The organism is Sulfobacillus sp. hq2 (assembly GCF_002903155.1).
Lineage (GTDB): Bacteria > Bacillota > Sulfobacillia > Sulfobacillales > Sulfobacillaceae > Sulfobacillus > Sulfobacillus thermotolerans.
The window spans coordinates 90,495-104,942 of record NZ_NWUL01000028.1; the positions used below are offsets into that span (position 1 = coordinate 90,495).

12 protein-coding genes are annotated in these 14,448 nt (G+C 52.6%); 3 read left to right on the forward strand and 9 right to left on the reverse strand.

The annotated features are described in order from the left end of the window. Positions 1–984, reverse strand: coding sequence for an alpha-ketoacid dehydrogenase subunit beta (locus CO251_RS04920; RefSeq protein ID WP_103374694.1), 984 nt, complete (start codon positions 982–984; stop codon positions 1–3). Then, a complete protein-coding gene (gene pdhA / locus CO251_RS04925; protein WP_103374695.1) occupies positions 977–2,011 on the reverse strand; it encodes a pyruvate dehydrogenase (acetyl-transferring) E1 component subunit alpha in 1,035 nt (344 codons plus the stop codon). The genes CO251_RS04920 and pdhA overlap by 8 nt, the downstream gene beginning before the upstream one ends. 93 nt (positions 2,012–2,104) lie before the next feature. On the opposite strand from pdhA, the gene CO251_RS04930 reads away from it, so the two are divergent. After that, complete coding sequence (locus CO251_RS04930; RefSeq protein WP_103374696.1) at positions 2,105–2,509, forward strand: thioesterase family protein; 405 nt, start codon at positions 2,105–2,107, stop codon at positions 2,507–2,509. A gap of 24 nt (positions 2,510–2,533) precedes the next feature. On the opposite strand, the gene CO251_RS04935 is transcribed toward CO251_RS04930, so the two are convergent. Continuing rightward, positions 2,534–2,839 (reverse strand): EthD family reductase, encoded by a 306-nt coding sequence (locus CO251_RS04935; protein ID WP_103374697.1) that lies wholly within the window; start codon positions 2,837–2,839, stop codon positions 2,534–2,536. Between the two features lie 275 nt (positions 2,840–3,114). On the opposite strand from CO251_RS04935, the gene CO251_RS04940 reads away from it, so the two are divergent. Further along, positions 3,115–4,632 (forward strand): NAD(P)/FAD-dependent oxidoreductase, encoded by a 1,518-nt coding sequence (locus CO251_RS04940; protein WP_242968321.1) that lies wholly within the window; start codon positions 3,115–3,117, stop codon positions 4,630–4,632. On the opposite strand, the gene msrA is transcribed toward CO251_RS04940, so the two are convergent. Continuing rightward, on the reverse strand, positions 4,622–5,152 hold the full coding sequence (gene msrA / locus CO251_RS04945; protein ID WP_103374698.1) for a peptide-methionine (S)-S-oxide reductase MsrA: 531 nt from the start codon (positions 5,150–5,152) through the stop codon (positions 4,622–4,624). The two genes, CO251_RS04940 and msrA, sit on opposite strands and share 11 nt — an antisense overlap. A 259-nt stretch (positions 5,153–5,411) precedes the next feature. Between msrA and CO251_RS04950 the strand changes: the two genes are divergently transcribed. Then, positions 5,412–7,550, forward strand: a complete 2,139-nt coding sequence (locus CO251_RS04950; protein WP_103374699.1) for an MMPL family transporter — start codon at positions 5,412–5,414, stop codon at positions 7,548–7,550. 48 nt (positions 7,551–7,598) lie between these two features. Here the strand turns inward: CO251_RS04950 and CO251_RS04955 are convergent, their stop codons facing one another. The 5 genes from CO251_RS04955 to CO251_RS04975 form a co-directional block, all read right to left on the reverse strand. Further along, complete coding sequence (locus CO251_RS04955; protein ID WP_103374700.1) at positions 7,599–8,747, reverse strand: PLP-dependent aspartate aminotransferase family protein; 1,149 nt, start codon at positions 8,745–8,747, stop codon at positions 7,599–7,601. Between the two features lie 111 nt (positions 8,748–8,858). Next, positions 8,859–10,262 carry a PLP-dependent aminotransferase family protein gene (locus tag CO251_RS04960; RefSeq protein WP_103374701.1) on the reverse strand — a complete coding sequence of 468 codons (1,404 nt, stop codon included), beginning with the start codon at positions 10,260–10,262 and terminating at the stop codon, positions 8,859–8,861. 21 nt (positions 10,263–10,283) lie between these two features. Beyond that, positions 10,284–10,658, reverse strand: a complete 375-nt coding sequence (locus CO251_RS04965) for a zinc ribbon domain-containing protein (RefSeq protein WP_158246185.1) — start codon at positions 10,656–10,658, stop codon at positions 10,284–10,286. A gap of 186 nt (positions 10,659–10,844) precedes the next feature. Beyond that, positions 10,845–12,512 (reverse strand): peptide ABC transporter substrate-binding protein, encoded by a 1,668-nt coding sequence (locus CO251_RS04970; protein WP_103374707.1) that lies wholly within the window; start codon positions 12,510–12,512, stop codon positions 10,845–10,847. Between the two features lie 281 nt (positions 12,513–12,793). After that, a complete protein-coding gene (locus CO251_RS04975; protein WP_103374703.1) occupies positions 12,794–13,660 on the reverse strand; it encodes an SDR family oxidoreductase in 867 nt (288 codons plus the stop codon). Positions 13,661–14,448: the final 788 nt, after the last annotated feature.

The window sequence follows — 14,448 nt, forward strand, 5'->3', positions numbered from 1 at the left end:
CTATTCCTCTGCCATGACCTGGCCTATAGCATGCGCAATCCGTGACACGTTTGGGACATACCAATCTTCCCAAGCATAGGGGGGAAACGGTACGTCCGGCCCGGTGACCCGGACAATAGGCGCCTTGAGCCACCAAAAGGCTTGCTCCGTGACGGTGGCTAGAATTTCCGCCCCAAAACCTCCTGTTAATGGAGCCTCATGGACAATCACAGCCCGGCCGGTTTTTCGTACCGATTGCCCTAACGTCTCTTCATCTAATGGGGACAAACTGCGGACATCCACAATCTCTACATCCCAGCCATAACGTTGTTGAAGTTGGGTTGCTGCCGCGCGAGCAAGAGGGACCATTGCACCGTAAGTGATGACCGACACATCGCGGCCGGGTTGGACAATGCGCGCTGTCCCGAGCGGGACACGATATAGTGTATCGGGCACCTCTTCGCGTCCTAACCGGTATAGACGAATAGGCTCGAGCAACACGACCGGATCCTCGTCTTCAATGGCCGCAATGAGCAGCCCTTTGGCATCGGCCGGTGAACTGGGAATCGCCACCTTGAGTCCAGGAATGGTGGTGAGATAGCCTTCAGCAGAATCTGCATGTTGTTCAGGAGCCCGAATACCGCCCCCAAAGGGGGCACGAATGACCAACGCGGCCCCTAACGCTCCGGCACTGCGCGCACGAATACGACTGACATGGGAAATCAATTGGTCCAGCGCGGGATAGAGAAAGCCCAGAAATTGGATTTCACATACCGGACGCAGGCCCCCAATTGCCATGCCTAAAGCCGTGCCCACAATAGCCGATTCCGCAAGCGGGGTATCAATCACCCGGTCAGAACCGAATTGCGTAAGCAATTGATCTGTCACGCGAAACACGCCGCCATTAACCCCGATATCTTCTCCTAGCAATACAAGGCGAGGATCGTGCTGCATCATCTGGGACAGGGTATCATGAAGGGCCTCGACCATATTTTTTTCACTCATGTGATCGGTCCTCCCACTCATGCCATTGGCGCTGGACTCGCGTGGGCAATGTCTGATACACATGACGAAACATATCGCCGACCATCACGGCTCCTTGGGCTTCCACTCGCCCCACGGCTTCGTTAATCCGTTCCTTACTGTCGCGCATCATCTGCTCCTTCAGCGTCTCCGTTAACAGGCCTTGCTGGATTAAGAACTCCCCTAATCGGCGGATAGGGTCTTGCGCCGTATGGATATTGACCTCGTTAGATGTGCGGTAGCGGGTCGGGTCATCGGCCGTGGTATGAGGTCCTGCACGGTAGGTCACGGCTTCAATCAGGGTTGGTCCGTGGCCTTGGATCGCTTTTTCGCGCGCCTGGCGCACCACCTCATACACCGCTAACGCATCATTCCCATCAACACGCACTCCTGCGATACCATACGCTTCTGCCTTTTGCGCCAGTGTTTCACTATGCGTTTGCCGATGGACTGGTGTCGATATGGCCCATCCGTTATTTTGACAAAAGAAAAGGACAGGCACTTGCCAGACGCCCGCAAAGTTTAATGCTTCATGAAAATCTCCTTCGGATGTCGCCCCATCACCGAAATACGCCATGGCAATCGCCGGCTCTGCTTGCTGCTTCAAGGCATAGGCGAGTCCCACGGCGTGAAGCAAATGAGTCGCAATAGGAATCGAACTGGGCAATGCGCGCACTCCTGCGGCATAGCTACCCGAACGTCCCATCGCAAACAAAATGACGTGATCGAGGGGCAGTCCATGGACGTAAAGAGCTCCATGGTCGCGGTAAGAGGGAACCATCCAATCTTGACGGTCTAACGCATAAGCTGAGGCAATTTCCGCTGCTTCTTGTCCTAAGGACGGTGCAAACGTTCCCACTCGGCCTTGACGCTGGAGTGTTAACGTCTTTTCGTCAAAGGCTCGTAATAGTATCATATCCTGATAAATGTGAAGCGCTGTCTCAAGGGAACTGCTGAACGGCAACGTGCCTTCGATGTCCATGACGCGAACGACCGGATATTGGTTCATACGCCACCCCCTATAAGAATATTGCCAACATGACGGTTCTATGGTAGGTGTGATATGATTTTCGCAATGACCCTTCGAAAGGATGACCGTGCGATGCGTGACGGGTTAATGCCAGGGACAGTTGCTCGGGTCGAAACGGTGGTAACACCCGCCATGACAGCGACGTTAGGAGGGCAACCGATTCACCCCGTGTTGGCCACAGCGCGAATGATTGAGTGGATGGAATGGGCCGGACGCTCTCTCATTCTACCCTATTTGGAAGAGACCGAGGATGCCGTCGGCTACCAGGTGGATATTGTGCATACCCGGTCCACGCAAGTTGGCGATACCCTCGTAGCTTATGCACAATTCCAGAAACGCGACGGTAACCGTATCATCACGAAAGTTTGGGCCGAAAACAGCCACGGCATGGTTGGTTCCGGCACCTTTGTACAGGTTGTGCTCACAAAAGAGCGGCTGGCGCTACTGCTCCAAAGCCCGCCTTCTCCGCCACGATGAGGACAGAAAGAACAGCCCCGTCGGTTACGCCTCGCGGTGTCCCACAAGCAATGTGACGATGCCTTTTGCAAACGTCATTAAGTCCCGCCCTGCAGCGCGTCCCTGCTCTGATTCTAGGGCCGTTTGCAGCTGTTTTTCATCCGCAAACTGCATTTCCGCCATCATCAGATAAGGGGAATGCGCTCCGTCGGCTTGATGGTCAAAACGGGTCAATTGGATTCCCAAAAGGCCCGGCATGGCCTTGGCTAACGGAAGATGCACCGTTTCGTAATGATGGTTAAACGCCTCAATATCTTCGGGATGGCGATACAGCGCTATTAATGTAACCATTTTGGATAAATCCTCCTCTGAGCGTTTCAAACGACCTCGCGTGCGCCATTTTGGTATACACGACTTCTGCGAGTTCACCTTATCACGCACCGAATTGCGCAGTCAATAATGACCTGTATATCTCTTCACGAATCTCCCCATTATGGGAAGATTCTGTCGTATGGCCTTTTTAAAAATTTTCGAAGATCAAAAGAGTGAGAACTGCGGGGTTCCAAGGTGCTGGGAAATCCAGAGAAATGCATCGGATAGTCCTGCAGTTGATTTGCTGAAGAATTTTGTCGTATGTCGGAGCTCGGGGTTTTTCGGATCTGCCCCAGGTGATTGTGGGCCAAAATGTTGCTGTGCTGCGTCACAGCAGCTCCTTCTTTCTGCCCGATAAGATAAATGGTGGGCTTCAGGCGTTTCGGCATGTCGACGCGCCCTTTTATTTGCAAAATCCCTCATGGTATTCTAAGCCTATGACAACAACCAATAGCCTATCATTACCGGCTTCGCTTGCTGCAAGAGATGTGCTGATTATTGGTGGCGGCCCAAGTGGGTTAATGGCCGCCATCGCCGCACAAACTGCCGGCGCACGGACGGTACTTGTGGAAAAAGGCAATAAATTGGGCCGGAAGCTCGGCATTTCAGGTGGCGGTCGCTGCAACGTGACCAACGCCAAGCCCTTACCCGAATTAATGGAAAATATCGTGGGTAATAGCCGTTTTCTCTATTCGGCTCTCACGCGCTTTGGGAGTCCTGAGATTGTGGCGTTCTTTGAAGATATGGGGATTGCCTTGAAAGAAGAAGACCATGGTCGTGTATTTCCGGTCACTGACAAGGCCTCAACCGTGGTCAAAGCGTTGGTGGATAAAGTCTATGCATTAGGGGTTATGGTATACCAAGATACTGCCGTAGGCTCGTTAATATGCGAAGACAATCAAGTAAAAGGAGCTCGCTTGGCCTCCTTGGCCTCCTTGGCCTCGGGCCTCTCTCTCGGAGCGAAAGCCGTGGTAGTCGCGACCGGGGGCGTAAGCGTACCTCAAACGGGGAGCACTGGGGATGGATACCCATGGGCCCAAGCGGCCGGGCACAGCATCGTCGCTCCTTATCCGACCGCCGTCCCCTTGACGAGTCCGGCCCCGTTTATCAAAGAGCGCACCTTGCAAGGTCTATCGTTTAAAGAGGTTGTTTTGCGGATTATTTCCGAGCACGGCAAGGTTCTAACGACAGAGACAGGCGACTTGCTCTTTAGCCACTTTGGTCTCACAGGTCCCGCCGCCCTGCGTAGCAGTCATTATGTGTCAGTGGCCCTACGCAAGAATCCGCAAGCGGTGCTACGGGCCGAAATTGACTTCTTGCCCACCCAGTCTGAACCTCTGTTACATCAACAATTGGCAGCCATTCGCGCCGAGTCTGGTCGCCGGTCGGTGCGAACGGTCTTGTCGCAATGGGTCCCGGAGCGCTTAGCGGAATTCTTATGCCGACGCATCCAAATAGCGCCAACACTAGAGATGGCGCATCTAAGCCGGTCTAGTGAAGGCGCCTTGTGTCATGCCCTTAAAGCGTTTGACGTGCCTATTTCGGGTACGCTTCCCTTAGACAAAGCTACCGTGACGGGAGGCGGCGTCGCCCTCAAGGCTATCGATCCGCGCACCATGGGCTCTAAATTATGTCGCGGTTTATATTTTGCCGGCGAAGTGCTAGATGTTCATGCCCATACCGGTGGCTACAATATTACCGTCGCGTTTTCAACGGGCCATTTGGCAGGAAGTGCCGCCGCTGAATATGTCCTCACACACGCTAATGATTAGAGGGCATGCCCCAATGCTTGGCCAAAAAGATGTCTCGCCCCGATCCCCTGCGATACTGTTGATAGTGGGCTTCATGCGTCCGGTAAAAGTTTTGATGATAGTCTTCGGCGGGATAAAACGGTCCCGCAGGGAGAATTTCTACCGCCACAGGACGGTTAAAACGGCCACTGGCGTCCAATGCGTCGCGAGATTGCTCAGCCAATCGCTTTTGTTCTGGCGAATGGTAAAAAATTGCCGGCTTATACGATGGTCCCCGGTCGTAAAACTGACCTCCGCTGTCGGTGGGGTCTATTTGTTGCCAATAGATGTCTAACAGTTGCGCATACGTAATCTGGGCGGGATCAAAGGTGATATTGACCGCTTCGTAATGCCCGGTATGGCCCGCACACACGTCTTCATAGGTTGGATTCACGCTATGTCCGCCCGTGTAACCCGACACGACTTTGAGAACCCCTGGCCATTGATCGAAGGGATGCACCATGCACCAAAAGCATCCGCCTGCAAATGTCGCCTGTTCCACACTCTCCCTCCTTGGTTACAGGATACCACGGGAGCTCTCTGGCGGCGAATCCATTCTAAGCTCCGTGGTGTGAACCCCGAGCACCATCACCGGTCTTTATAGGCGGTCACGGCATACGACAAGTGGGCTTCGACAAGCAAGACCCAGCGCGCTGGGTCTAGCCACGGCTGAATTGACAGGCTTTGGAAATGAAGTAGACTAAACAGATGGATGCCGATGTAATGAGGCTCCGTTTAATAAATCGTGATTGAGGTCTTTCATGACGAGAAAACACCTAACCCAATGGATTGTCAAACATCCTTGGCACGTTATTGTCCTATGGACCGTGATTTTCATCGGCGCTTTGCCATTCATGCTCAATTTATCCCATCAATTTAAAACCGACGGCTTAGGCGTACCAGGCAGTCCTTCCGAACATGTTCAGCACATCGTGCAACGGAATTTTGGCGTCCTTGCTAATTCTACTGCGACCGTCGTCTTTTCGTCTTCTCAATCTATCAATCAACCCCAGTATCGCCGCGCTATCGCCAAGATTCTCCAGCAGATGAGAAAGGTGCCGGCCGTGGCCAAGGTTCCTTCACTCACGGATATGACCTTGTCGCATGATGAGCATGTCATGTACGGCACGCTCTTTTTCCGGCAGACGACAAACCATTCTCTGGCCGATACCCAGGCGGTTATCCCCTTGCGCCATCTCTTATCTTTAACACCAAAGGGTTTGCGTGGTGGGCTAACCGGCCTTGTCCCCCTCGAACGGTCTTTCACCAACCAAGTCGATAAAGATTTAAAAACCGCCGAGTTTTGGAGTTTTCCCTTAACCTTGATTGCTCTGGTGTGGATATTCCGCAGCGCAATTGCGCCCATTGGCCCCCTTGCGATTGGGTTTGGCGGCATCACCGTGGGGCTTGCCGGCATTGACCTTATCGCCCGGGTTGTGGCCATTGCACCGGAAGTCGAGGATGCCGCGGCCATGATCGGACTTGGCGTCGGGATCGACTATGCTTTGTTGATGGTGCACCGCTACCGGTTGGCGCGGCAGACGCAGTCCGCAAAAGACGCAGCCAATATTGCGGCACTCACGGCGGGACGGGCTGTGTTATTTTCAGGCAGCATTGTCGCGGCCGCTTTTGCAGTGGTTCTCTTAGTCAATCAGCCCCTGATGCGATCGATGGCTCTGGGCTCCTTAGCGGCAGTATTAGCGACGGTCATCGCTGCTCTGACCTTGTTACCTGCGGTCTTAGTCGTGCTCGATCCTTGGTTGGAATGGCCCTACATCGCCTCAAAAAACACACCTAGTCGTTGGTGGCAAGCATGGGCTAGGCGGGTTATGCAGCGCCCTGTATGGGCACTTATTGGGTCCAGTGCTCTATTGCTGGCTCTAGCCTATCCTGTGACGTCCATGCATTTTTGGAATCCCGGAGTCGATACCTTACCCGCGTCGTCCCAAACGCGAAAAACGTATGATATTTGGGTAAAGCATACCTTTCCCGGCGTGGGCAGCCCGTTATGGGTGGTGTTGCGCAGCTCCTCGTCTCTTTATACCGCGCAGAGTTACCGAGAAGTGCAAGAGGTGCGAACCCAGATTCTTCACCAACCGGATGTTCATGCGGTCCTTCCCCTTCTTCCCTCACTGCCCCCAACCACCTTTACCAAGCAGCCACCCCTCTTATTCCGCGGTGCCTTAGCGCCTTCTCGGCATACATTTTTGCTAACGGTGTTTCCCCAATCGCACGGGGAATCGCAAGCAACCCAACAACTGGTCAGGCATTTACGGTCTTTACATTACGCCTTTAACGGCCGCGTACTGATTGGCGGAGGTGTGGCTTATACCGTCGATGTCATTGCTTTAATCTTGCACTGGCTACCGATTGTGGCGGCCCTGATTGCCGTGACGACGATTATCTTGTTGTTTCGCCTGTTTCGCTCAGTCGCATTAGCCATCAAGGCAGTGGTCATGAATTTGCTGTCTGTTTCAGCCGCGTCGGGCCTTTTAGTCCTTATCTTTCAAGATGGTATCACCCGGCCGTGGACCGGTATAGGAGGAGCGGGCGCTATTGATTGGACCACGCCGTTAATTTTGTTTTCGGTCCTCTTTGGTCTCTCCACAGACTATGAAGTGTTTTTATTGACTCGGGTCATGGACTATCATCGGCTCCACGTACCCGATGCTGATGCGGTCGCGCAAGGATTAGCGGATACCGGACGGATAATCACAGGAGCTGCGCTGATTATGGTCACGGTCTTCATTGCGTTTGGCATTATTGGACTCGAGTTTATGCAAGAACTTGGTATTGGTCTTGGCATCGCGATTCTTCTCGATGCGACGGTAGTCCGTTTAATTCTCGTACCGTCGATTATGCGCTTATTGGGATCTTGGAACTGGTGGCCCAGCAATTAAAAAAGCCCCAGACTCATCAGAACCTGGGGCTGAGACAAGGTAGCCGATTTAGGACAAAGATGTGACGTAGGTCAAGGCAGCTTCAAAATCGAGAATCAAGTCGTTAATGCTTTCAATTCCCACAGAAATCCGCAATAAGTTGTCATCAACCCCTCGGCGTTGTCGTTCTGGGGCTGGCATGGCCGCATGGGACATCGTTGCAGGGTGACTCACAATAGTTTCAACTCCACCCAAACTCACTGCAAAAATGGCATACTGCAGATGTTCCACAAAGGCCTGCCAATTCAGAGAATCCTCTAACACAACGGACAACACGGCACCTGCGCCCATGGCTTGGGCCATATGCGTTTGAAGACCCGGATGATGAGCAAGCCCTGGGTAATAGACCTGCTTGATGCCTTGTCGGCCCACGAACCAGTTCGCTAAATATAAGGCATTTTGTTGCGCACGGTCCATCCGCACGCCCAATGTCTTGATACCCCGTAAGACCAGCCAACTGTCATCGGGTCCTAAAATGCCGCCCCAGGTTTTTTGATTCTTGCCAATGCGTGCCGCAAGCTCCGGATCCGTCGCCACGGCAAGCCCCGCAATCACGTCACTATGGCCCCCTAAAAACTTCGTAGCGGAATGGACAACGATATCAATTCCCATGGTAAGCGGGCGCTGCAGGTAGGGAGACATAAAGGTATTGTCGGCAATGGTTATGAGACCATGCCGATGGGCCAAGTCGGCGACACCCCGCAAGTCGGTAATTTTGAGAGTAGGGTTAGACGGGGTCTCGATATAGATCCCCCGGGTACGGGGCGTAATATGCGCTTCGACCTCCGCCAAATTTGACAGGTCGACATACGTGGCCTGTAGACCATAGCGAGCAACCAGTTGAGCCATCAGGTCAAAGGTTCCGCCATAGATATCGCGTGGCAGAATCACGTGATCGCCTTGCTCAAACAGCATCATGACGGCGGCGATGGCCGCCATGCCTGAAGCAAAAGCAAAGCCATACGATCCTTGCTCTAAATCCGCAATAGTGGCTTCCAGTGCTTGGCGCGTGGGATTGCCCGCGCGGCTATATACCCAGGCTCCCGTCTCACTAGGATGCTGATGAAACGTTGACGCATGGTAGACCGCTGTACTGCTGGCTCCTGTTGCGGTGTCAATTAATGATGCATTATGAATCAATTTCGTTAACATATCCATGTCGCCACGCCTACCCTTCATCTCGTCTTTGAAGGGAGTGTAACGAGAAACCCTTAATGGCACAAGGACCAGGCAAGCCCGTTGGTACTTCGTAAGGAACCAGGCAAACCACTAGGGGCTGAAGGTATCCAGCATGCGAAAAAAGCGGGCCATGCCATTTTGAATCGCCGTCGTTCCTAAGGCACTGACGCACAGCCGGATCCATCCACGGTATCGATCGCCTATGCCAAAAGCCTCGCCGGGTGCAAATAACACGTCACGTTGAGCGGCATAATCATGCAGGGCATATGCATTGATATGTTTCGGCAGCTGGACAAACAAATAGAAGCCTCCGGTGGGATGACCAAAAAGGAAGAGGCCCCGGCGCCGAATCAACTCGGATGCTATGCGCATGCGACTCGCATAGATGGTCTGAGCTCGCGCGATGTGCTGCGTCACGTTGCCACTGCGCAGCCACCCTTCGACTAGTAGCTGAGTGACCGTGCCGGTATGCAAATCCCCGAGTTGTTTGCGTTGGCTTAAGTATTGAATAATGTCACGCGGAGCCACCACCATGCCCACACGCAAACCGGGCGCGAGCAATTTGGACAATGTGTTGAGATAAATGACGGGAGCATCCCCTGGGGCCAGTGCGTACAATGGCTGGGGATTGGCTGTGGCTAAAAAGCCATAGGCGTCGTCTTCAACAATCGGCACTTGATACTTCTGAGACAGGGCAAGCACAGCTTGGCGCCTAGCGAGACTCATCACCGTACTGGTGGGATTGTGGAAGAAGGTTTGGACGTAAATCATGCGCACGGGATGCTGGGCAAGGGCTTGGGCCAACGGTTCCACCCGGATTCCCTCTTCGTCCATGGGCACCGCGAGAACCTGGGCACCGTGGGAGGCAAAAATTTGCAGAGCCCCTGCAAACGTAGGTGATTCGGTGACGATGTAATCGCCCGCTCGGGATAATAGACTGGTGACATAATCAAGGCCTTGCAAGGATCCCGACGTAATGAGAATATTGTCAGGATCCGCGGCGACTCCGCGTCGGCTTAAGTATTCTTCACTTAGCGCTTGCCGAACGCGGGCAATTCCTTGCGTTGGAGAATATGAGAAGACTTCGCGCACATGCTGACTTAAGAGATCACGAACAATCTCTTGCAACTCATGTATTGGCAATAAATCGGGATCAGGCATACCAATTTCAAAATTATAGCGTGCACTACTACTCGCGGCAGACATCAGGTCACTGAGAAATGTCGAACTGGGACGATACGGCAGGTCTTTTCCGATCAATGACGGGTTGATGGGAACAGGACGCAAGGGAATATTGACGACAATGGGCGCGGAGGCGGCGGTCCAGTGAACATAACCTAAAGACTGCAGCTCTTCCCATGCCCGGCGGACGGTGGAGCGACTGACACCAAATTCTTCTGCCGTTTTGCGTTCCGAGGGTAATGCCTCGCCTACATGCCAACGTCCTTGTTCAATGGCTCTACGGATTTCGTCCGCCACCCGTTGAAATTGCATCACAGTCCCAACCTGCCCCTTCTATCTCATACCGTGGCCGCACTGTCCGCAGAACTTATCTCCTGCGTCAACAAGGGCTCCACAGGAGGGACACGGCGTGCGCGAGACGGGGTCTTCATCCCGTAAGGCTTGCTGCGCCGATTGAAGACGTTGGCGCAGTATGTCAATGTGAGCCACTGCGGGTGCTACGCCCACAAATTGAGGATCAAGGGATTGTCCCTGGCTTAAAGACGGGTACACCGCCTGACCCAATTGTTGATATGCCTTATCAAGCTCTGCTTGCGCTTGCGTCACCTGACTGCGCAAATTGGTCAAGGTTAATTGGTGGTCAACTTCTTGGGCTGCGCTATTGACGGCAGCCATAGCCTTATCTTTAAGACTCTTCCAATCCGGCATGACAACCCCTCCTTGATGCGATTTGGCCATAGTGCCTTTTGGAGATACGTCATCATTTTATCATGGGCGCCTTCAAGAAATCCCTCGCAAGTTCCGAATGGGTGCTCGGGACCATGTGATACGCTTTGGCCCAAAGTCTGCGAGGGGAAAAGGGATTGTAGCGTCTGCTACAATCCCTTTTTGAACTTACTTGGTGGTCCAGTAATTAGGATAGTAAAGGTCGGTAATCGGGTTATATGTGGATTGCACCCCTTGCACGGCATTGGCCGTTTCATTGAACTGTGCCGTCCATGGGAACCAGAGGTAGGGAATATCGTGCGCCGCCCAAGCCTCATAGGCGAATAGGGCTTGTTTTGTTTGCTGGGGTGTCCCTGGTTGATACGAGGCTTGAATCAATCGGTTCATGGTTGGTGAATCGTAATGGCCAGCATTGGCCGCCGCGCCGCTCGCAAACAATTCCCCACCCGTGGGATAATAGTCGGGTTGATAGGTCCACCCACCGCCCCAGAACGCTGCGTCCCACTTACTCGGATTGCCATGCATGGTTTGGACCACGTTATCAAACTGTTCAGGCACTAAGCTCACTTGAATTCCTTCTTTGGCCCAATCGGACTTCACCAATTGCACAATGTCTGCAACCGTGTTGCTGCCTGCCGTGTAGATTAAGGGGAAAGCCAATTTCACCCCATTTTTCGTCATGACGCCATTGACCAAGGACCAGCCATGAGCTTCCAATAGCTTTTGGCCCGCTTCTGGATTAAAGGGATACGGAGGATTCTTCAAAGCGGGGTCATAAAACTCGGTTGGGGGTTCTGAAGGCACCGGACTATCTTCGACAACCCCTTGACCATGGTAGAAGCTATCGATAATGCCTTGCTGATTAATCCCCATTTCGAGGGCCGCACGCACATACCGCTGACTGAAGACAGGACCCAATCCGCCTTCAGCCAGGGGACTTTGGTTGACGCGGGCCATGTTAAAGCCAAAAGGATAGGCACTCCAAAAACGGTCGCCGGTCAATGCACTGCGCGAATTCCACAGAGACGGCGGAAGATATCCGACATCCACAATTCCAGTTTTCAAGCCTGCAAACTCGTTCGACGTAGATGTTTCATACTGAAATTCCAGCTTCTTAATCGTGGCGCGATGTCCCCCATACGCCGGATTGGGCACAAAGGTCCAGTAATCGTTGGGGGCCATTTGCGAAAATTTAAACGGACCATCCACGACGCTATAGGGCTTTGCTGTCGGTATATTCGCAATGCTCTTAATGTAATTCAGCTCAGCCGTCATATTCGTGGGATATTTGTCCCACACACTCGCGGGGACCGGGATAATTTGGGCCAAGCCGTTGTGAATAAACCATGTCTGGTTTTCAGGATGAACCAACGTGACAATGACTTTATCTGGGCCGTCAGCGGTGACGCTTTGAAAATCGGCCGGGACACCGCCCCCTCCCGCGCCCCCATAAGACCAGACCGCGTTATTTTGACTGGCTGCATCCATAATGTTCCACGTGAACACCACGTCTTGGCTCGTCACCGGTTGTCCGTTGGACCACTTATACTTATGGCTTAACGTAATAACATACCGCGTCCCACTCGCGTTATACGTAATCGATTGGGCGAGTGATTTCTGATAGTCAACCCCATCCGTTTTGCTGATGTACACCAAAGGTTTGTACATCAGAAAGTTCATTTGGCTATTGACATCAATAAACGCCGTAGATGCCAGCACCGGAAAGAACCAATCGGGGGATGTTTGCACTGGCAGAGCCATGACGACTGTGGTGGGGGCTTTAGTAGCCACAGCCGCACTACTAGGGGCTTGAGTCCCGCACCCAGCTAACGTCATTCCCAGCCCCGCAGCGGTAAGAGCGAGTGTACGAATTTTTGCCACGAACAAGGCCTCCTAACCAATTAAAATCACGAAGTACCGCATTCAGGGGTTCACATTACGAAGATATAAGCGTTAACTCGCTAATTTTCGACAATATTCGTGAAGATATGTGATATTATACAGGACGAAGCAGGCCAAGCAATACTTGGCCTATAAAAAATTACGGAGACCGAATGCCCTGGTATCGTGCACAAAATTCGCCAACGCTCACCCCATTGGCCTATGTCGCCCTTTGGCTAGCTTTGCTCACGATTACGACGCGGAATCAATGCAGCAATTCGCTGCCAATCCTCTGGGGTGAGCTGAGTCAACATATTAAATTCGCCGGCGCCCTTAAGCCATTCCCCGCCGTCAATCGTTACCACTTCGCCGTTGATAAAGGCGGCGTAATCTGAAAGTAAGAAGGCTGCAAGGTTGGCCAATTCTTCAGGTTGGCCGCTGCGCCCTAAAGGAACACGTGCCGCCATGGCCTGCTCAATTTCTGGGGTGGGTGCTAACCGGGACCACGCCCCTTCCGTAGGAAAAGGCCCTGGCGCAATGGCCACTTGACGAATATTGTACCGAGCCCATTCCACGGCTAGCGAACGCGTCATCGCTAACACACCAGCCTTCGCCACGGCCGAGGGCACGACGTAAGCCGATCCAGTCCACGCATAAGTGGTGACAATATTGAGAACCGTTCCTTTCTGTCCTGCTGCGATCCAGCGTTTGCCCGCTTCGAGAGTACAATATAAAGAGCCATGCAGCACAATATTGATAATGGCATCCACGGCATGGGGTGATAAACGTTCCGTTGGACTAATAAAATTGCCCGCAGCGTTATTGACCAGGACATCCATGCGCCCATAATGTGCGTGGACGTCATCGAAAATGGCTGCAATGCGCTCAGGGTTTCTTACATCTCCTTGGCGCACAAACACTGGAATGCCTTGGTCAGCGAATTCCCTAGCGGTATCTTCCAAAACATCAAGACGCCGCCCCATCAGGGCAATCTTTGCACCCAATTGTCCAAAACGCAATGCCATGGCTTTTCCAAGGCCCGTTCCCCCTCCTGTAATAAACACGACTTTGTCTTGCAGTGCGCCTGGCAAAAATTCATCCATATTTCGCATCCTTCCTTGTTTGTTATGTTTAATGATATCGCTTAAATATTGTCTAGTGTAATATTTTCCGATGAATAGTATTTGTGTCGCGTCTATTTTCTCAAGTGTTGCAGGAACATATCTCCCCATTGGCCGTGAAAGCCCCCTTAGCGCTGATTCGTGTGGCGCAATGTTTGGGATACATAGGCGGTAGCCAACAAGCCGACTTTGAATGTTGAAAAGCAGTGGATCAGGAACAGAACTAACACCATGTTCTAATGACCAAGGAACTACATTAATCCAGTCATGGTGCTCCAACGCCTAGTCAGGCGGATGCCACATTCTGGGTTCCGAATTATGAATCGAACTTTGTGATGGTGAGATTTCCTGACCTAGCAGGTTTTGTAGCCTACCTATGAGGAATTCAAACATATGTGTAGCTCGCATTTGTAGCATAAATAAAATACTAAACTCTAGTCTCAACGCAGCACAATCCGTAACGTGACGTTCCCTAGCGGCGTTATGCTAGTGTACGATGACTGTGCAGACGGATTTCCCACCGACCTAGGGAGCCTCGGCGGAGGGGACCGTCATCAGTACACTACGTCCAGTTCTGGCGTGGAAAATCCGTCTACTCTGCTTATGACGAGGTGATACCCATGCCCCGCAAACACATCCATTCCCATACGGCTAGCGTCTACAAACCAGCAGACCTCACACCGTTCTATCAGACCTACTCGAACCTGCTCAAACAGGTTCAAAGCTGATTTCCTGCTTCGCTGAGGCCGGTTTCACTCCAGTCTTACGAC

Coding starts and splice junctions, on each gene's coding strand:
- CO251_RS04920 (WP_103374694.1), bottom strand. CDS start 984: ATGAGTGAAAAAAATATGGTCGAGGCCCTTCATGATACCCTGTCCCAG.
- pdhA (WP_103374695.1), bottom strand. CDS start 2,011: ATGAACCAATATCCGGTCGTTCGCGTCATGGACATCGAAGGCACGTTG.
- CO251_RS04930 (WP_103374696.1), top strand. CDS start 2,105: ATGCGTGACGGGTTAATGCCAGGGACAGTTGCTCGGGTCGAAACGGTG.
- CO251_RS04935 (WP_103374697.1), bottom strand. CDS start 2,839: ATGGTTACATTAATAGCGCTGTATCGCCATCCCGAAGATATTGAGGCG.
- CO251_RS04950 (WP_103374699.1), top strand. CDS start 5,412: ATGACGAGAAAACACCTAACCCAATGGATTGTCAAACATCCTTGGCAC.
- CO251_RS04955 (WP_103374700.1), bottom strand. CDS start 8,747: ATGGATATGTTAACGAAATTGATTCATAATGCATCATTAATTGACACC.
- CO251_RS04960 (WP_103374701.1), bottom strand. CDS start 10,262: ATGCAATTTCAACGGGTGGCGGACGAAATCCGTAGAGCCATTGAACAA.
- CO251_RS04965 (WP_158246185.1), bottom strand. CDS start 10,658: ATGCCGGATTGGAAGAGTCTTAAAGATAAGGCTATGGCTGCCGTCAAT.
- CO251_RS04970 (WP_103374707.1), bottom strand. CDS start 12,512: ATGACGTTAGCTGGGTGCGGGACTCAAGCCCCTAGTAGTGCGGCTGTG.
- CO251_RS04975 (WP_103374703.1), bottom strand. CDS start 13,660: ATGGATGAATTTTTGCCAGGCGCACTGCAAGACAAAGTCGTGTTTATT.